Source organism: Varibaculum sp. (assembly GCF_008661855.1).
Taxonomy (GTDB): Bacteria; Actinomycetota; Actinomycetes; order Actinomycetales; family Actinomycetaceae; genus Varibaculum; species Varibaculum timonense_A.
This window is the reverse complement of sequence record NZ_RPZY01000055.1, coordinates 125066-144047: the sequence shown is the minus strand read 5'-3', so window position 1 is coordinate 144047 and position 18982 is coordinate 125066. Positions and strand designations below refer to the sequence as shown.

Here is an 18982-nt window from a genome sequence, read left to right as displayed (position 1 = left end):
CCTCAGTTAATTAAACCGCTGCGCCGAAAGCATAATAATTGGGGAGAAAAGAACCAAAGTAAGCATTTAGGGCGCAAAGCGTTTAGGCTTAAATCTATCGAGACAACGCCGCCTAGCGGCACCGGCTAATAGGGTATGAAACCGATAAATGGCGAATAAGAAAAAGAATAGTAACAAGCAATACTGGCTCAAATGGGGGATTCCGACGCTTGTCGTGATTGCCGTGTTTTGGGTATTCTCGCAAGCCATGGCGCCCACAGTGGTCGATACCTCCGAGGGTATCGAGCTGTTAAAAGCTAAAACTGTGCAGCGGGCAGTGATTAATGATGGTACTCAACAGGTAAAACTGACGCTCTCAAAGAAATACACCCCAAAGAATCTGGGACAGGATACGCAGATATTCCCGCCAAGTGCCGCCAAAGAAGTTACTTTCACGTTTGTGCAGCCACAAGCAGAACAGATTAACAAACTGATTCAAGACTCTAACCTCAAAAAGGGCTATAACTCGATTTTCCCCACCGGTTCTTGGTGGTCAGCCCTAGCCCAGATGATGATTCCGCTGCTGCTTTTCTTTGCCTTGATTTGGTGGGCAATGTCCAGAATGCAGGGCGGCGGCATTATGGGGTTTGGTAAATCGAAGTTCAAGAAACTTGATGCCAGCGCCCCCAAGATTACCTTTGGTGATGTTGCGGGAGCCGATGAAGCGGTAGAGGAATTACGAGAGATCCAGGAGTTCCTGGCTAACCCGGCTAAGTTCCATAACCTGGGTGCTCGAATCCCCAAGGGCGTGCTGCTGTGTGGCCCTCCGGGAACCGGTAAAACCCTGCTAGCCAAAGCGGTAGCTGGGGAAGCTAAGGTACCATTCTTTACTCTCTCGGGTTCCGAATTCGTAGAAATGTTCGTGGGTGTGGGGGCTTCGCGGGTACGTGACCTATTTAGCCAAGCCAAAGAATCCGCCCCCGCAATCGTGTTTGTTGATGAAATTGATGCTGTTGGTCGTCACCGCGGTACCGGTATGGGTGGCGGGAATGATGAGCGCGAACAAACCCTAAACCAGCTGCTAGTAGAGATGGATGGGTTTGATGAAAACACTAACGTGATTTTGATTGCCGCCACCAACCGTCCCGATGTGCTAGACCCGGCTTTGCTGCGTCCAGGACGTTTTGATCGGCAGATAAACGTAGATGCGCCCGACATCAAGGGGCGCAAAGCGATTTTGCAGGTGCACGCCAAAGGCAAACCAATGACCACAGATGTTGATTTGGGACAGGTTGCCAAACGCACTCCTGGTTTTACCGGTGCTGACCTGGAAAATGTGCTTAATGAAGCTGCGCTGCTGACTGCGCGTTCTAATGCCGATTTGATTGATATGCGAGCAGTTGATGAAGCTATCGACCGGGTGATTGCCGGGCCACAGAAACGCACTCGGGTAATGAACGATCACGATAAGCTGGTTACCGCTTATCACGAGGGCGGGCACGCACTTTGTGCCGCTGCCTTGCGTTATACCGACCCGGTTACCAAGGTTACGATACTCCCACGTGGGCGCGCCCTCGGGTACACCATGGTGATGCCCACTGAAGATCGCTATTCGCGCACCCGCAACCAGCTGTTAGATGAATTGGTTTATGCCATGGGAGGGCGGGTAGCTGAAGAACTGGTGTTCCTTGACCCCTCTACCGGTGCGTCCAACGATATTGAAAAGGCCACCGCTACTGCCCGTCGCCTCGTAACCGATTTTGGGATGTCCGATAAGGTAGGGCCGGTAAAACTCGGGAAAGATGACAGTGAACCGTTCTTGGGGCGTGACGGGATTTCTAGCCGAAACTATTCAGAAGCCGTAGCCAGTACCATTGATGAAGAGGTACGTAACTTCCTGGATAGTGCCAACCGTGAAGCCTGGGAGATTCTGACGCGAAACCGCAGTATCCTCGACGATTTAGCCGCCCGCCTAATCGAAAAAGAAACTTTGCTAGAAGAAGAACTAACAGATATTTTTGCTCCGGTAACTAAGCAAGCCGAGCGAGAAATATGGTCATACGGCAAAGATGGGGCTGTTCCTGGGGCAGTAATCGGACATCCGATTGCTGAACCTAGCGCCCCAACTACCGCTCCGATTCCTAAAGACCTGGAAGTGGAAGGTAAATAACTGGTGGGCTATAACCAAGAGGGGGTTGAAAAAGCGGTTCGCGACCTGCTAATCGCTATCGGGGAAGACCCTGACCGAGAAGGATTACAGGAAACCCCTGCCCGCATGGGCAGAGCCTGGAAAGAAGCTGTTTCGGGGATGCTAACCGATCCCGCACAGCCTTTAGAAAAACAGTTCCAGGTTGATGATGACGAATTGGTGATGGTGCGGGGAATCCCTTTCTACTCCCTGTGTGAGCATCACCTGTTACCCTTTTTTGGGGTTGCACATGTGGCATATATTCCCCGTGATGGTCGCATAACCGGATTGTCGAAACTGGCACGAGTAGTTGAGGGTTTTTCCCATCGCTTGCAGGTGCAAGAGCGTCTAACCGCCCAGGTAGCGGATGCCTTAATGGAAAAGCTAAATCCTCGCGGGGTCGCAGTGGTAATCGAAGGGGAACATCTATGTATGTCCATGCGGGGGATTAGAAAACCGGGAGCACGCACCACCACCTCGGCTCTACGTGGAATTATCCGTTCAGATTCACGTAGTAGAGCAGAAGTGCTCTCCCTGATTCGCGCAAACTGACTTTCCCCAGAGGACGCTCTCGGCTTAAAGAACCAGAAAAATCAGTTTCGACCTCCTAGTAAACACCAAGGGGCTTTAATCACGGGTAGGCTAGAACTATGCAAATTCTGGAGATTCGGAACCTTTTTACGCCCGGGCGCACCAAAGTCATGGGGGTTATCAACGTAACTCCAGATTCCTTTTCCGATGGTGGACAATGGTACGACCCTGATAAAGCAATCGCTCATGCCCTGGAGCTAGAAGCACAGGGGGCAGATATTCTCGACATAGGAGGGGAATCCGCCCGTCCGGGGGCTAAAGCGATTAGTGCCAGCGAAGAGCAAGACCGGGTTCTGCCGGTGATTCGCGGGTATCGGCAACAATCCTCTCACCCGCTACCTATTTCTCTAGACACTGTAAATGCCTCCACTGCCCAGGCGGGAATAGCGCTCGGGGTGCAAATAATCAATGATGTTTCGGGCGGGGTGAAGGATTCGCAGATGCTGGAAGTAGTGGCACAAAATAATGCCTACTATATTTGTCAGCATATGCGCGGTAACCCCAAAACTATGGATAACCTGTGTGATTACGGGGGAGATGTTACCGGCAGGGTTTGTCAGGGTTTGACCAAGCGTGCTCACGCCTGCCAGGAGGCTGGGGTTAATATGCGCCGTCTCATTCTTGATCCGGGGCTAGGCTTTGCCAAAACTGCCAAACAGTCCTGGGAGCTGCTGGGAAATATCGATAGATTGCATCATCTAGGATATCCGCTGCTTATCGGGGCTTCAAGGAAACGATTCTTAGACTTGGCGATACCTAAGATTTGTGACAGTCAGATTCCTGCCGGTGTGCAAGACGGAGCGCTAAAACGCGAAGCAGCAACCACGGCAGTAAGTGCCCTGTGTGCAGCTAAAGGAATTTGGGCAGTGCGAGTACATAATGTTGCGGCTTCAGCCAGTGCGGTCGCAGCCGGCCAACTGTGGAGGGAAGTAAAATGTTGCTAAAACCCGACGAAATCACTGAACGTCTCCAGTATTTCGACCACATCAGCCTGGTCGGTATTAAGGAACGCGGTCTACACGGCGTGCTTGACCATGAGCGCCAGGATGGGCAACTTTTCTCAGTTGATGCTGATATTTACTTGGATATGCAGCCGGCAGGACGCAGCGACGACTTGGCAGATACGGTTGATTACTCGCAGGTCAGTGGCATTATTAGCCGTATCATTAGCGGTGAGCCTCAAGATTTACTCGAAAAAGTGGCTGCCCAAATCGCCGAGGAAACCCTAGCGCTTCCCAATGTGCAGGCAGTTCGGGTTTGTGTGCATAAACCAGACGCGCCGCTGGGGGTAGAAAAAGAAGATGTCTCGGTAAACATCTGGCGAGGTTTAGATAACTTTAAAACCTATCTGCCGGAAGAGGTTGAAGATTCTCAGCCTGACACCGAGCTGCTAGACCTTAAAGAGATTTCCGCTGCCGCACCCTCGCCAAATCAAGAAGATATTACCCCGTTCGACCAGAATAACTCCGATACGTCAAATACCGATGGTACGCAGGAAGAAAATGACTCCGCCGAGCAGCCATCTAAGCAGGAAGATAGGGCTAGTGGGGGGCTAGATAGCCCCTTGGAACAGGTGCCTTCCTCGCCCCGGCAAGCAGTAATTGCCCTGGGGGGAAATATCGGAAATGTTTCCGACACTTTCCGGCAAGTAATATCGCAGCTATCGGCTGCGAGCGGGGTTGGGATTGTTGAAGTTTCACCGCTGGTGCGAACCAGTGCGGTACTCGCTGCTGGACAGGAAGAGCAGCCCGATTACCTAAATGCGGTAATAATTGTTTCAACCATGCTCTCACCTCTGGGTTTATTAGATTTATTGCAGGGTATCGAGGACGAGCATGGGCGGAAACGGACCGAGCGTTGGGCAGCGCGCACCCTTGATCTAGATATTATTGATTATCAAGGCGTGACCAGTGATGATGAACGTTTAGAGCTGCCGCATCCTCGTGCCGCCAAACGCGCCTTCGTGTTATTGCCCTGGTCGCTAATTGCTCCTACCGCCCAGCTTGCGGGCGCGGGAGAAGTGGTGGTTCTTGCTGACTATGCCGCTGATCGTGACGGCGTTAAAGAGATTTACCCCAACTGGTTGGGCAGTGAGCATCCTCAAACAGAAGCAGGTTCCGGGGCGCTTCCCTTACCTCGCTGGTCAGCGCTTACTCGTCCTCCAGCAGCCCCCAGAGTTTTAGATGATGCGCGCGAGCTGCACCCCAGTGCAGAAATCCCGCAACTGGATTCGGAGGATGCTGCTGATTCGGATAAGGACGCGGTAACCTCCTCGCCGCTTCCCCCCATCCCCGCGGTTAGTAACGATTCATCGGCACTGCCCACTCCGGTCTCTTCGGAGCCGCTGCCGCGCCTAAATACTGAAATTCCCCAGCAACCAGTGATATTAGATGAGGGAATACCGGCAAAGAACGCTCCACAATCCGATATTGCGGATATCAGTGCGGGGGAAGATTCTGTTTCTAAAGCACCCAATTCTCCTGATAACTGGGATAATTCCTCTCCAGTACAAGAAGTAAAGAAAAAGAGTATTTGGCAGCGGATAAAAGCGTTTTTTATTGGAGAAAAAACCGGCAGTGAACAGTATTTGAATGAGCTGCCCCCAGCAGATGAAAGCAGCCTATCTCAGGATGCGGCGCAGCCGATATGGCAATCTGTTTCTCCCAGTTCCGCGCCTTGCCAGTTCTCAGGCGATGAACAGCTATCTTCAGTCCCAAATATCACTAAACCAGCAGAATGTCCGGAGGATTTGGAGGAAAACTCCTGGGAAAATGCCGTTCCTGCGCCTTTAATGGAAGAGGAGTGCAGATTAGAAAATCCTGCTGAAAGTCCTGTTCAGGGCGGTGATAGTCAGCCTAAGACTGTCGAAGATCAAAACCGGGAAGCCGGTAGCGATACCGAACAGGTTGAGGAAGGACCAGAATACGGCAGTGGTCGTCACGCTGGCAGACTGGTGACCGGTCCGATTCCCACATTGGAGAATCCTCCCCGCCCTGACAGTCTAGAAATTACAGAACAGGATTTATCTCGCGCTGATGATAGCGACCCGCACGATACTCCTACAGTAGAGCGACGTTCGATTTTACGTCCTACCACTACCGGAGCAATTCCGATAGTGAAACCGGAAAACGATTCTACTGATCAACCTACCGAGTTTCTTGACCCGGCAGATAGGGGATAGGCTCCTATGAAACCGCTTAGCAGACTATCCCTACTGTTTCTAGGAGCGATTGCGCTAATAGTCGGCTATTTTCTCAGTGATTTAGCGCTGAAAATGGGGGGAACTCCTTTACAGTTCAGCCCAGTTTTAACGGTTATTGTGTTTTGTGGCGCGATTGTTTTGGGGATTTTTGGGCAGTCAGTTAAACGTTTACGAGAGGGAAAATCTTCTTGGATTCAGTTGGCAAAAGCACCCTTGGTGGCGTTGGTTGCCCAAGCATCTGCGGTTTGGGCCTCCCTGTTTTTAGGCTATCTGCTGTCTCAACTGATTTTGGTGTTCCAGATACGTCATACCGAAATTGCGGGTTCTTTTGCCGCCCAGGTTATTGCGTTGGCATTGGCTAATGCTTTGCTGTTAATAGTCGCGTTACTTGTGGAATCCTGGTGCATGATTGATGATAGCGACGAGGGAAAGCCGGGTGGAAATAGCGCTCCGGGTGGTGCCAATCCGGTTTCTGCCTAAGCACGTGCGGTAACCTGGTGGCATGAATTTAGACCGTCGCCAGCGCCGTAATACTAATGGGCGCCCCTCGCAAGCAACATTTTGGGTGCGCCGGGTAGTCGCCCTTTTAATCCTGGCAATATTAGTTGCCTTAGTGGTTTTCGTTGTTCGTTTTGCTTGGGCATGGATGCAGGCAGCGGATGATACTCAGCAGCGTGCCCAAGCGGAACAAACGACGAAAGAGCTGGTAACCCAACCTACTACTTGCGATATGGCTAACATTGCATACAAGTTGCAGCCAGAAAAAGCAGAAAACCAGGTTGGCTCCCCAGTCAATTTCAAGATAGTTTTACGTAACACTAAAGGCGATCAACCCTGCACCATGAATGGAGCCTCGGACAAGGTGGGGGTAAAAATTGTTACCGGTCAAGATACGGTTTGGCAATCTTGGAAATGCCAAGGTACGGCGCAGGAGCAGCCATTGTTGCTGGGAACTGCCGTGGAATATAACAGTACTTTAACTTGGGATGGCAAAGTCAGGAATGGCTGCGATAAGGGCGATTTAGCGCAAGCGGGAACCTATCAGGCGATTCCCGTCCTTAACGATAAAGAAATAACGGAAGCTAAAGCAGTCTTTACCTTGAAGTAGTTCCCTCCGCCGGGAGGGCGGTCATAACTGCTTCTGCCAGGTTGGTTACCGGATGTAGGGTCATTCCCTTGGGTGCGGAAACTTCCTCGGCTCCTATGCGAGGTATTAGGGCATGGCTAAAACCTAGCCGCGCTGCCTCCGATAATCTCCTCCCGCACCCTACTGTGGCGCGGATTTCCCCGGTCAGGGACACTTCTCCGATAGCCACCATTTTCTCTAGGGGAGGACGCGACTGGGTGGCGCTGGTAATAGCTAACGCCACCGCCAAATCAACTGCCGGTTCACTGGTTTTTGCTCCCCCTACGGTAGAAACATACACATCACAGTTGGATAGTGCCAGGCGCAAGCGAGACTGCAATACCGCGAGGGTCATTGCTACTCGCGAGTATTCTAGTCCCGAGGTGGTACGCCGAGCCGATCCTCCCGAGACTAGCGGGGAAACCAGGGCTTGAATCTCGGTAGGCATAGGGCGTCGCCCTTCTAAAGTCACGGTCACGCAAGTACCAGGTACCCGTGAGGAGGTTTGTGAAAGAAACAGTCCCGAAGGGTCTTCTAACCCAATAATTCCTCGTTCAACCAGTTCAAAACAGCCAACTTCATCGGTGGCGCCATAGCGATTCTTTACCGCTCGCAGTAGTCGTAAACGGGTGTGGCGATCGCCTTCAAATTGGGTTACGACATCAACTAAATGTTCGAGGACGCGCGGCCCGGCGATTCCACCGGATTTGGTTACGTGTCCTACCAGCAGAATCGGGATTCCGCGACTCTTTGCTACCTCTATTAGCGCTTGACAGACGGCGCGCACCTGAGTGACATTCCCGGCTTGCCCGCTGACCTGGGCAGAAGCAATTGTTTGTACCGAATCTACGATTACTAGGGCGGGAGAACATTGATCAATATGTCCTAAAACGTTTTCTAGTTCTGTTTCCGCAGCTAACAGTAGATTGTCAGCGAGAGCATCAATCCGCTGGGCTCGCAGACGGACTTGGGCTGCCGATTCTTCCCCGGTTATATATAGAACTGATTTGTTTTTCCAAAAAGAGCCAACTTTTCCAGCTACATCTAGCAACAGGGTTGATTTACCAACCCCCGGTTCACCTGCTAGTAACACCACGGATCCTGCCACCAGACCGCCGCCCAGCACCCGGTCAAGTTCCCCAATTCCGGTGGGGATAAATCTAGCGTCAGCAATATCAACTTCACGGATTGGAAGGGCTTTAGTGAGAGGTGTTTTGCCTGCAATTTTACCGGGTTGGGTGTTGGCAGTTTCTAAGGGTACGGTTTCTTCTAAAGTTCCCCAAGCCTTACAGTTGCGGCATTGTCCCAACCATTTGCTGGATTGCCAGCCACATTCGGAGCATTGATAGCTAGTTTTTACCTTGGCCATGCTTTAACTCTAGCGCGGGTGTCCTAACAACGGTTGTTGCGCGGTAGGCTGGAAGCATATGGCGTAATTATCTACGTCTGGGAACATAAGGAGGACGTATATGGCTAAGCGGGATTCCGGCACTTCTGGAGTGCTCGTTATTGGTCTGGGACGTTTCGGATCGGCAGTGGCGGCATCTTTAGACAGTCTGGATCGTGAGGTTTTAGCTGTAGAGAAGTCCCCGCGGATTGTTACCCAATGGCAGTCGCGACTTCCGGTAGTTCAAGCTGACGCTACCAGTGCGGAGGCGCTCGAACAATTGGGGGCGACTGATTTTCAAGCCGCAGTGGTGGGGGTAGGAACCGCCTTGGAAGCATCGGTGCTTATCACCGCTAATCTGGTGGATTTGGGGATTGCTTCGATTTGGGCGAAAGCCACTTCGCTAGAGCATGGCTCTATTTTGAAGCGGATTGGGGCTCACCATGTGGTTTATCCAGAATATGATGCCGGCGTGCGTACTGCTCACTTGGTGGGCGGCAAGATGCTGGACTATATCGAGATGGATCGTAAGGGCTTCTCGGTGGTGAAAATGCGTCCTCCTAAGGTTTGTCATGGTTTCACTTTGGAGGAGTTGGATTTGCGTTCGAAGTATGGGGTTACGGTGATTGGGGTGCTGTCTGCGGGACAGCCATTTGAGTATGCCTCTCCGCAGTCTCGTATTGATGCTAATGACATTATTATTGTGTCCGGTGATGCTGAACTTTTGGAGCAGTTCGCGCAGATGCCTTAGCCTACTTTTTGTCAGGATATTGATTTAGGAATTTACGAGGACGGGGCGAGGATTGTTCTTAGCGCCTATTTTCTCTTTGTGGCAGCTCTAACAGGTGTTGCTGTTTTAAGGTCAGTTTTCGCTAGATTTTTGGGTATTAACCTAGATTTTTACCTGGATTATCCGATGATGGGGCGTTCTTCGGGCATTCTGATAACTCGGCGGCGCTCGCGCAGCGCGAGCGCCGCCGCGACCGTCATAGTACCAGTCCTACCTGCAAACATTAGGATTACTAGGGAATATTTTCCGATTATTGGTAAATCGGGGGTAATTCCGGTTGATAGTCCTACGGTGGCAAAGGCAGAGATTACTTCGAATCCGATTACGTCCATCGAGTAATCGGTTACTGACAGTAAGAAGAAGATTGCGGTCACTACGATTATTGCTCCCAGACCGGTAACTGCTACCGATAGGCGCACTACCGAGGGGGGTATGCGCCGATGGAATGCTTCCACATCCCGGTCGCCACGCGCCTCGGCAATTATCGCTAATATCATCACCGCCAGGGTTGATACTTTGATACCGCCGGCGGTAGAGGCCGATCCGCCACCGATAAACATCAACACATCTAATAGGAACCAGCTTCCTCTGGTCATTTGTCCCACGTCGATGGTGCTGATTCCGGAGGAACGAGAGTTTACGCCGAACAGGATGGAGGTTTGGAGAGAATCTCCGGTGCTCATAGCGGCGAATGTGCCCTGATTGTTCCATTCTGAGAACGCGATTACCACTGCGGTAACCACCCATACTGCCGTATAGGTAGTTATGGTTAGTTTCGAGTGCAAAGTTAAGCGATGGGGGGAACGCCAGTTCTCTTTTAGGTCTAGCATCACTGGAAAACCGAGGGCTCCCAGGAAAGTTCCGAGGATTATTGGGCTAACCATCCACCAGTCACCAAGATGGGCTTGCATGCCTTCGGGGAGGTTGATAAATCCCGCATTGTTAAAGATTGATATTGATTGAAATAGGGCGTGCCAGATTGCTGAGGAAATGGACTCGTTTAGGGTTATAAACCGGGGAAGTAGAGCAATAAAAAGAATAAATTCACAGGTTAGAGAGGTTACTATCACGGTGCGGATAAGACCGCCAACTTTTCCGAGGGAGGCGGTTTTTTCGGTTGCTGCCAACATGCGTTGGGTGAGTCCAATATGGCGTGAGACCGCTAGCGCCAAGATAGATGCCAGGGTCATTACCCCCAGACCACCGATGTGAATTCCGAGGATAATTACTATTTGTCCAAATAGGGACCAGTACGAGGCCGTATTGACTACGGTCAGTCCGGTTACGCAAACCGCGGAGGTAGAGGTAAATATAGCGTCTACCAGGTTGGCGGGTTTTCCGGTCGTGGTGGCAATCGGTAAGGATAGCAACAAGGGCATTACCAGGATGATTGCACCGAAAAGTATTAGCACTAGGCGCGCGGGGGAGGTGCGGGCTAAGTGGTCTATTGATTGCTTAAATCTGGTGCGCTTGCTTTTGCGCTGTTGCTTTGCCATCACACCTCCTGTTTTTAAGCGTATTTCTAGCAATCTATCCTGCCTTGATATTAGCGCGCAGTTGCTAGTTTCGGTTAGGAGGAGCGGTAATCGTTTCTACGGGGTTATTTGGGGGTAGGGAAAACTGTTGTTTCGTCCTCGAAAAAGTTTATTTATAGTAAATGTTTCTTCAAGACATTGTAGATAACTTAAAACGTTAGTGATTTTTTAGTAAGCATCCTGTGACAGTTGAGAAAAGTGGGCTTCATGGGGTATTTTTATAGATAGATGTCGAGCGCCCAGATTCTCTAGGTAAACGACTTAAAATTTGTAGACAGCCCCCAAACCGGCATGGATTAAAACTCAGGACGGAACAGTTATGGCACAGGAGCAAGCTCCACGCTTCGTGACAGTGGCAGAGGTCGCGGATTTGATGCGCGTGTCCAAAATGACGGTTTACCGCATGATTCACGCTGGCGATATTCCCGCAGTCAGGGTGGGTAAATCATTTAGAGTACCCACCGCTGCGGTAGATCAGATGATGGGGCAAGGTTTTGGTGATTGGGAACAGACCTCCGGCGTAGCCAATAGTTAGTATCCGCTCAGGTGTTGTATAGTAGGGCAAGAAAAATACTCTCTGGTTTTATCTGCGCCCTGGGCGCACCAAGAAGCAAAAGGAGGGCCTAGTGGGCTCGGTTATTAAGAAGCGCCGCAAGCGCATGTCAAAGAAAAAGCACCGTAAACTGTTGCGTAAAACTCGTCACCAACGTCGCAACAAGAAGTAACGGCGGTAATAGTAAAAAATGGATTCAGGTAAGCCTGAATCCATTTTTATTTCTCGCCCCTGCAGGTCTGCTCGGGTGATAATACCCAATGGGCATTAGCCCCTCTTGGTATCTAATAGCGCCGCTAGTCCTTACGCTCTAACGCACTGTTGGTGACCAGTATTCTGTGTCCTCTTTGATAGGGCATAATTCTGGCTGACACTTCGGGACGGAGTCTACCTGGATAGATACTCTAAGTGTCAGGCTTGTCGCCCTTAAGTGTCAGAAATAATTATTTCTGACACTTCATTTGTTAGGGTGGAGATATGAAAACTCCCGCGATGCCTCCTGACTATATTGAGGAGTTTGCCAGTGCCACAAAAACCCTCGGCGGTAATCTTGCTGCAGCCTTGGGGAAAAGCTCTCTTGAGCCCTATGACCCTTGGGATAAGTTTCGCCACCAAACCCCTCCCTTTGATTTAAATATTTCTCAATGGTGGGGGATTGTTCGGTTGCAGCGGGAAAATAATGCAATCCCTATTGCCCTCAGGCAGCAGTCGGGAAGGCCCTTCCGTTATTGCCTTCCCGCTTTTATTTCTCGAGAATGTTACTTCTTGGGTCAAAAGTTATCTAGTTTGGACACGAGCGTATCTTCGTATCAGCGTCACAAGTTCATTTACAACGGATTGACCGATGAAGCCATTTATTCCGCCCAGTTAGAAGGGGCATCTACCTCGCGGCGGGTTGCCCGGCAGCTGTTGGAACAAAACCGTGAGCCTAAAGATATCAGCGAAAGAATGATAGTTAATAACTATTTGGCGATGGAGAATTTGCAGGACTTGCTGGATCGTGAGGCTACTCCCGATTTTATTAAAGACCTACACCGTACCGTTACGGAGGGGACTTTAGAGATAGCAAGCGATGCGGGCACGGTACAGTCTGATCAGAATGACCGGGTAAAGATATTTGGAGACTCGAATCAGATTATTTATGTTCCGCCGCTGGCAAGCGAGTTACCTGCCCGAATACAGGAGCTGTGCGACTTCATAAATAATCCTGAGCCGTGGATGCACCCGCTGTTGAAAGCGATGGTTGTACATTTCATGATGGGGTATGATCACTATTTCGCTGATGGCAACGGGAGAACTGCACGATCCCTGTTTTATTGGATGTTGCTGAAAGCAGGTTTTCCGGCAGCCAGATTTTTGGTGGTTTCCTCATTACTAAAGCAAGCGCCTGCTCAGTATGCGCGGGCTTTTTTGAATGTAGAATATGACGACGGAGATCTTACGTATTTTTTTATTTATCAGCTAAAAATCCTTCGCAGAGCGGTGGAGCATCTGGAGAAATACCTAGCGGATGATCGCCGTCAGGCGGCAGAGCTTAAAGAAGGGTTGAAAGATCGCGCCGACTTGAATAATCGGCAAATCGATATTTTGTTGGAATCTCGGGGGGAGCCAGAAATGCTGTGGACGGCGCAGATGGTGGCGGAGCGATTCCGGGTGTCTCGTCCTAGCGGGCATGGTGACTTAAGTGGTCTGGAAGAGATGGGGTTTTTACGCAGAGGACGCAAAGGTCGCTGGGTTGTTTGGCGGGTAGTACCAGGGTGGAAAAAACGGCTCAGTTCGGGTTCCGGAGATGACCCTGACAGTTAGAAGGGCGGTATTACCTGGTAAAATACTCTAAGTGTCAGGCTTGCCTCCCTGAAGTGTCAGAAATAATTATTTCTGACACTTAAGGTGTATGGAAGCTATTTGAACGTTTTTAAGAAATCTGCTGGCGGTAATAACACTGCTCCAGGAGTATGGGAATGGAACACGCTTTAGGAGCTAAGCGGGAAGCAGATAGGATTAGGCACAGAAGTAACGAAAGGCGAATTATGGGTATCCAGGCAGGTCACTACCATAGATTTCGCTCTATCTTGCGCGAAAAATTTCGCGGAGAACTCCTAGATTCCCGGGCTGACCGCGCCGTCTACGCCACGGATTCCTCTAACTATCGGATTCCTCCAAGGCTTATTGCCTGCCCAGTAGATCAAGACGACCTGCGGATACTACTTCAGGCTGCCCGGGAATGCCGGGTACCAGTGACTGCCCGGGGCGCGGGTACCTCGTGTGCGGGAAATGCCATTGGTCCCGGAGTAGTAATTGATTACTCGCGCCACCTGAATCGAATCATAAAAATTGATGCCGAAAAGCGTTACGCCATCGTAGAACCAGGGGTAGTGCAATCCCAGTTACAGCAGGCGGCCGCTAAATACGGCTTACGATTCGGCCCCGATCCTTCAACCTCTTCTCGCTGCACCATCGGTGGCATGATCGGCAACAATGCTTGCGGGCCGCACGCCACCGCCTATGGGCGCACCTCCGATAACGTTTTAGAGCTGCGGTTAATTGATGGGTTAGGGCGCGAGATTATAGCTGGACAGCCCCCGCAAAAGGCCGGGTCAGCTTCCCTGCAAGATTCGTCCTCCTGCAGCGAGCAAATCAAACAGATTCCCGGTCTAAAATCCCTGGTAGCAGCGAATCTAGCTACTATCCGCACCGAATTTGGACGCTTTGGACGACAAGTATCCGGCTATTCCCTGGAGCACCTGCTACCAGAAAACGGCTGCGCCCTCGCCCCTTTTCTGACCGGAACCGAGGGCACTTTGGGGGTTCTCACTCAGGCAACCGTGCGCCTCGTTCCGCTTCCCAAAGCTCCCGTACTGGTGGCGTTAGGTTTCCCAGATATGATTGCCGCTGCCGCTGCCGTCCCTAAAATCCTCCCCTTAAAGCCCCTGGCAGTGGAGGGGATGGATGCTCGGTTAGTGGAAGTAGTGCGCAAACATAAAGGCTCAGGTGCAGTCCCAGATTTGCCGCAAGGTAGCGGCTGGCTGTTATGCGAGGTCGGCGGGGAAGGCGTAGATGAGGATGCCGCCTTACAACGGGCACGCCAACTCGCGGATGCTTCTGGAGCCAGCGGAGAGGCAGTCATGATTTATCCTCCCGGGGCTGATGCAGCTGCTCTTTGGCGGATTCGCGCAGATGGAGCGGGACTGGGAGGACGAACTCCTCGGGGAGATCAGGCCTGGCCAGGTTGGGAAGACGCGGCGGTACCTCCGGATAATTTGGCCGCCTATCTGCAGGATTTCCAAAAGCTGCTAGAAAAGTTCGGGTTGGACGGACTGCTGTATGGGCATTTTGGGGACGGATGCGTACATGTACGGCTCAATATGCCACTGGGGAGTGCTTCCGGACTAGGTAAATCGCGAGAATTCTTATTTGCCGCCGCGGAGCTGGTTGGAAAATACGGTGGTTCTATTTCCGGGGAACACGGGGACGGTAGAGCCAGGTCTGAGCTACTACCAAAAATGTATTCCTCGCAGGCAGTAGACTTATTTGCGCAAGTCAAAGCCTTATTTGATCCTGATAACTTGATGAATCCCGGGGTACTGACGGGACCGGCAGGTCCGGATGGGGTGGAAGTAAACGTGCGGCGTACCCAAGCGCACGCCCTTAAAGCCCGCCCAGAAGGCTTTGCTTTTTCCGAGGACGCCGGTAGCCTTACCGATGCTTTCCATCGCTGCACCGGGGTGGGAAAATGTCGCGCCGATAACAGCGGGGCGGGCGGATTCATGTGTCCGTCTTTCCAAGCAAGACGGCGTGAGCAGGATGCGACTCGCGCCCGGGCGCGTATCCTGCAAGAAGCTACCAACGGGGGGCTAATTCACGGATTGTCAGACCCCGAAATCTGGCAGGTGCTCGATTTATGTCTAGCGTGTAAGGCATGTTCTGCGGATTGTCCTGCCGGGGTCGATATGGCAAAGTGGCGAAGCGAAACCCTATTTCGACGCTACCAGGGTAAACTTCGTCCAGCCTCGCATTATGCCCTGGGATGGTTACCGCGGTGGCTGCGGCTAATGGCAAGAATACCCGGAGCAGCGCAACTGGCTAATTTGGGTACCAAGATTCCCCTATTGAGTAAGCTTGCCCTGAAACTGCTTCACCTGGATACGGAGCGTGCGCTTCCTCTTTTCGCGACTCACTCTTTAGAAAGCCAATATCCGAACCGCCAACTATGGCCGAAAGCATCAGAGATTTCCCCCTGGGGACAAGGTTTTTTCGGAAAGTCCGGAGTAATAGCGGATAAAGAAAATGCAGATAAAGCCGGAAAAAGAACCCGCCAGGCGGCGCTTTCAGCCTCCAAACCCGTGGTGATTTGGGCAGATTCTTTTTCGCGGGGACTGGACCAACGCGGAGTCAAAGCCGCTATTCAGTTGCTGAGCAGGGCAGGATGGCAGGTGTTTTTGGCGCCCCCAGATGCTTGTTGCGGACTGACCTGGATTACCACCGGGCAACTTAAAGGGGCACGCAGACACCTCGAAAGACTTCTTGAACGTTTGGGGCCGCTTGCCGCTAATGGAATCCCGATTGTGGGAATTGAGCCCTCATGTACCGCGGTGCTACGAGATGACCTCTTAGAACTCCTCCCAGCTGACCCACGCGCCCTAATGGTTAGGGAAGCTACCTTTACTCTTGCGGAATTCATAACCACTAACTGTCCCGACCTGCGCTTACCTGACCTCACCGGGGTGAAAGTAGTCGCTCAACCGCACTGTCACCACTATTCAGTAATGGGCTGGGAAGCCGATCGCGCCCTAATCGAGAAAACTGGCGCGAATCTGGTGGAACTGCAAGGTTGCTGCGGCATGGCCGGTAACTTCGGAATGGAAGCCTCGCACCGCCAGATGTCGTTAGCGGTAGCCGAGCACGCCCTCCTACCGCAGTTAAAAGCCAACCCGGACGCTATTTTCTTGGCGGATGGTTTTTCTTGTCGCACCCAAGCAGAAACTTTAGCTGGTCGCGGCGGTATTCACCTGGCGCAGCTACTATCAGCTCCCAGTGCCACCGCTCTAAAGAACGCTACAAAACGCATCGGCACGTCCTCAGAAAATAAATCATAGAGCCAGTCTCGGCGCGGAAACGGGTGTCTCAGTGGATATCCGTGACACAATAGGAGAGGAATCCTAAAGCTAAAACAGGGAACGGTGAGTCGATGGCACTCTTTGAACTAGAATCAGGTCGCCTAATACCGGCACAGTTTGGCACGCCGGTAGGGCATGGATTAGAGATGGATGTGCTGGAATCTATCCGCTCGCAGGTGCTAGAGGTAATTGATCGTCCTCTGTTTCCGGTTGCATGGGCAGGAAACGGCGGTCAATCTGGAACTGGTCCGCATTCATTGACCGCGTTAGATGCCTCTGGTCAGGTTGTTTCGGTAGAAGTACTCTCCCGTCTAGACCCGGTCAGCCTGGTAGCTGCAATTTCACGTCTCGGGCAGGTATCCGGGCAAGGATGGATGGATTTAGCCAGTCAATATCCGGGGGGAGTGCAAGCTTTCCAAACCGGCTGGGCAGAGTTCCGCGAAGCCATGCCACCCACCACACAACCAGGTCCTCGCTTAATCCTGGTGGTAGGAGAAATAGATGAGGGTTGCTATTCGGCGCTCGGGGTGCTGCGCAGTTCCGGTCTGGAAATCCATCAGGTTTCTTCACGACAAATGTCCAATGGCAGACGCTTTTTAGAGGTCGCGCAGCTCACCCCCAGCAATATCAGCTACGCACATCCCCAGATTGGGGGACATCGTGCCCCAGCTCCGCAGATTTCTTGGCATATTGATGACAATCCTGCTTCCGCTGAAGAACCAGAGATTACTCTGGTTCCGCCTGCCCCGCCGGTTCCTCCAACTGTTTCCGAGGGCGAGACTGATGCTGAGGTAACTTCAGATGCGGATAATGGGCAGGGGATATCAGAGTCTACAGAGTTAGATACCCCGGAAAACCGGGTTGCTGCTGCTGAAGAGCGCCCCGGTGAAGAAGATGTTCCTGCTGAAGAGGACAATGCCCAAGGTTTAGAGAGCCATGAAGTACAGGCGCAGTCAAACGAGCCGGTCAGCGAGTTAAAGCTGCTGCAAAAAGATGCCGAAGGCTTGCAATCTATTTCGTCACTGGTGGGACAAGATGCAGTGCTGCTGTGGTCTGATAATCAGGGACGGATTTGCGAAGCTCTCCTGAAGGAAGAAGGCGTGATTGACCCTGGGGACGGGCAGCTCACCGATCAGGTTCAGATAGCATTTGAAAAGGTCGGAGGGGATAGCTCCCTGGACGGGTGGGAAGCGTTCCGAATTGGGAATCTGCAAGGTCCGTCCTTGGCGGAAGCTATCGCCGAGGTTAATACCGAAATTGAACGCAATACCGCTCCACACCAGAGAAAACATGGTCATTAAAGGGAAAAGATGGAAAATAATGGTTTAGCTGTCGCTGGTTTGCCAACGCAGCCACCGCCGGCTCCAGCGCCGTTAGGGAAATGGGTAGCAGATATCCTCGGTAAAGGTTTTCAAGCACGCACTTTAGAGCTTCCTCGCGATGAAGAGGGCGAATTGTGCGCTACCGTAGTCAGGCATCTGCCCGCCGAGGATCCTTGGATGATTGCCGAAACTCCCACTACCCCCACTTTTATTTGTCTTTTTTTGCACGGTTGGAATGATTATTTCTTCCAGCGGGAACTGGCGCGCCATGTTTCCCTGTCAGGGGGAGCATTTTACGCAATTGACCTGTGTAAATACGGGCGTTCGCTGCGGAAATGGCAGACCTTTGGCTGGACGGATGATCTTGTTTCTTACGACCTAGATATTTATGCGGCTTTAGAAGTAATACGGGAAGAACATCCGGATTTACCTCTAGTTATGGCTGGACATTCTACCGGGGGGCTGACAGCAGCCTATTGGGTGAACCGACACCGGGATCAAGTGGCAGGACTGCTGCTTGATTCCCCCTGGATTGAAATGGCGGGGGGAACTTCCCAGCGTTTCGGGGCGCGCGCCCTCGCAGAATTGTTTTCCCGGCGGGCAGCCAAGAAAGAGGTTCCACTGCAGTCAGCTGACTCCGCTTACGTAGATTCTTTGATGGGTTGGGATAAAAAAATCGACGGAACTTTGCCTAAGCGACTTGAGCCTTTCCGTCGAGACCCCGCAGTGGCAGGTTGGCCACTGATTCGACAGTGGAAAGGTAGTGCCGATGCGGTAGTGCGTTTTGGCTGGGTACGTGCGATTACTGTCGCTCAAAAGCGGCTTTTATCGGGTGAACCTACGGAGGTGCCTACCTATTTCTTGACTTCTACCGCTTCTTCTAGCGGGAAACGTAAACGGGAAATGATGTTTACTGATTCGGTGCTAAACGTCCAAACCATGTGCGCGAATGCCTGGCGGCTATCCCGTCGCGTGACCATGGAACGTTACCCCGGAAAACACGATCTATTCTTATCTTTCCCCGATGTGCGTCAAGAGGTATGGTTCGGCATTCACCGTTGGCTTGCCGAAGCCTTGCCGGGGCAAGCTCGTCCTATAAGTGAAATCGGCGAGACCGCAGCCCGCGCCATCTGCCCCTAAGGGGTAGTTAGCCAGTATTATGTTTACCACTTTCTTATGTTTCGGTATATTC

Annotated in this window: 15 protein-coding genes; 13 read left to right on the top strand and 2 right to left on the bottom strand. The window is 51.8% G+C overall.

The annotated features are described in order from the left end of the window. Positions 1-148 precede the first annotated feature (148 nt). The 6 genes from ftsH to QZT94_RS07395 all read left to right on the top strand — a co-directional run bounded on the left by ftsH (position 149) and on the right by QZT94_RS07395 (position 7068). Entirely contained in the window at positions 149-2149 is a 2001-nt protein-coding gene (gene ftsH, locus QZT94_RS07420; RefSeq protein WP_296761801.1) for an ATP-dependent zinc metalloprotease FtsH, read from the top strand. 3 nt (positions 2150-2152) lie between these two features. Beyond that, the gene (gene folE, locus QZT94_RS07415; protein WP_270626494.1) at positions 2153-2719 is read left to right on the top strand and encodes a GTP cyclohydrolase I FolE; all 567 of its coding nucleotides are present in this window, start codon (positions 2153-2155) and stop codon (positions 2717-2719) included. Positions 2720-2817: 98 nt separating this feature from the next. Continuing rightward, positions 2818-3702, top strand: coding sequence for a dihydropteroate synthase (folP, locus tag QZT94_RS07410; RefSeq protein ID WP_296761798.1), 885 nt, complete (start codon positions 2818-2820; stop codon positions 3700-3702). Beyond that, positions 3693-5939 carry a 2-amino-4-hydroxy-6-hydroxymethyldihydropteridine diphosphokinase gene (folK, locus tag QZT94_RS07405; protein WP_296761796.1) on the top strand — a complete coding sequence of 749 codons (2247 nt, stop codon included), beginning with the start codon at positions 3693-3695 and terminating at the stop codon, positions 5937-5939. Before folP ends, folK begins: the two co-directional genes overlap by 10 nt. A 6-nt stretch (positions 5940-5945) precedes the next feature. After that, positions 5946-6440 (top strand): DUF3180 family protein, encoded by a 495-nt coding sequence (locus tag QZT94_RS07400; protein WP_072510354.1) that lies wholly within the window; start codon positions 5946-5948, stop codon positions 6438-6440. 22 nt (positions 6441-6462) lie between these two features. Then, the gene (locus tag QZT94_RS07395; RefSeq protein ID WP_296761793.1) at positions 6463-7068 is read left to right on the top strand and encodes a hypothetical protein; all 606 of its coding nucleotides are present in this window, start codon (positions 6463-6465) and stop codon (positions 7066-7068) included. On the opposite strand, the gene radA is transcribed toward QZT94_RS07395, so the two are convergent. Beyond that, a complete protein-coding gene (radA, locus tag QZT94_RS07390) occupies positions 7055-8455 on the bottom strand; it encodes a DNA repair protein RadA (RefSeq protein WP_296761790.1) in 1401 nt (466 codons plus the stop codon). The two genes, QZT94_RS07395 and radA, sit on opposite strands and share 14 nt — an antisense overlap. A 100-nt stretch (positions 8456-8555) precedes the next feature. Between radA and QZT94_RS07385 the strand changes: the two genes are divergently transcribed. Further along, positions 8556-9224 carry a TrkA family potassium uptake protein gene (locus QZT94_RS07385; RefSeq protein ID WP_270626501.1) on the top strand — a complete coding sequence of 223 codons (669 nt, stop codon included), beginning with the start codon at positions 8556-8558 and terminating at the stop codon, positions 9222-9224. A 158-nt stretch (positions 9225-9382) separates the two neighbouring features. Here QZT94_RS07385 and QZT94_RS07380 read toward each other — a convergent pair whose 3' ends face one another. Further along, the gene (locus tag QZT94_RS07380) at positions 9383-10759 is read right to left on the bottom strand and encodes a potassium transporter TrkG (protein WP_296773325.1); all 1377 of its coding nucleotides are present in this window, start codon (positions 10757-10759) and stop codon (positions 9383-9385) included. 358 nt (positions 10760-11117) lie between these two features. On the opposite strand from QZT94_RS07380, the gene QZT94_RS07375 reads away from it, so the two are divergent. The 6 genes from QZT94_RS07375 to QZT94_RS07350 all read left to right on the top strand — a co-directional run bounded on the left by QZT94_RS07375 (position 11118) and on the right by QZT94_RS07350 (position 18930). Then, positions 11118-11333 carry a helix-turn-helix domain-containing protein gene (locus QZT94_RS07375; RefSeq protein WP_072510349.1) on the top strand — a complete coding sequence of 72 codons (216 nt, stop codon included), beginning with the start codon at positions 11118-11120 and terminating at the stop codon, positions 11331-11333. Positions 11334-11424: 91 nt separating this feature from the next. Continuing rightward, positions 11425-11523 carry an AURKAIP1/COX24 domain-containing protein gene (locus QZT94_RS07370; protein WP_005504750.1) on the top strand — a complete coding sequence of 33 codons (99 nt, stop codon included), beginning with the start codon at positions 11425-11427 and terminating at the stop codon, positions 11521-11523. Positions 11524-11828: 305 nt separating this feature from the next. Then, entirely contained in the window at positions 11829-13157 is a 1329-nt protein-coding gene (locus QZT94_RS07365; RefSeq protein WP_296761784.1) for a Fic family protein, read from the top strand. Positions 13158-13312: 155 nt separating this feature from the next. Further along, a complete protein-coding gene (locus QZT94_RS07360; RefSeq protein ID WP_296773324.1) occupies positions 13313-16447 on the top strand; it encodes an FAD-binding and (Fe-S)-binding domain-containing protein in 3135 nt (1044 codons plus the stop codon). Between the two features lie 92 nt (positions 16448-16539). Further along, positions 16540-17769 carry a hypothetical protein gene (locus QZT94_RS07355; RefSeq protein WP_296761780.1) on the top strand — a complete coding sequence of 410 codons (1230 nt, stop codon included), beginning with the start codon at positions 16540-16542 and terminating at the stop codon, positions 17767-17769. 9 nt (positions 17770-17778) lie between these two features. Continuing rightward, positions 17779-18930 (top strand): alpha/beta hydrolase, encoded by a 1152-nt coding sequence (locus QZT94_RS07350; protein WP_296761778.1) that lies wholly within the window; start codon positions 17779-17781, stop codon positions 18928-18930. Positions 18931-18982: the final 52 nt, after the last annotated feature.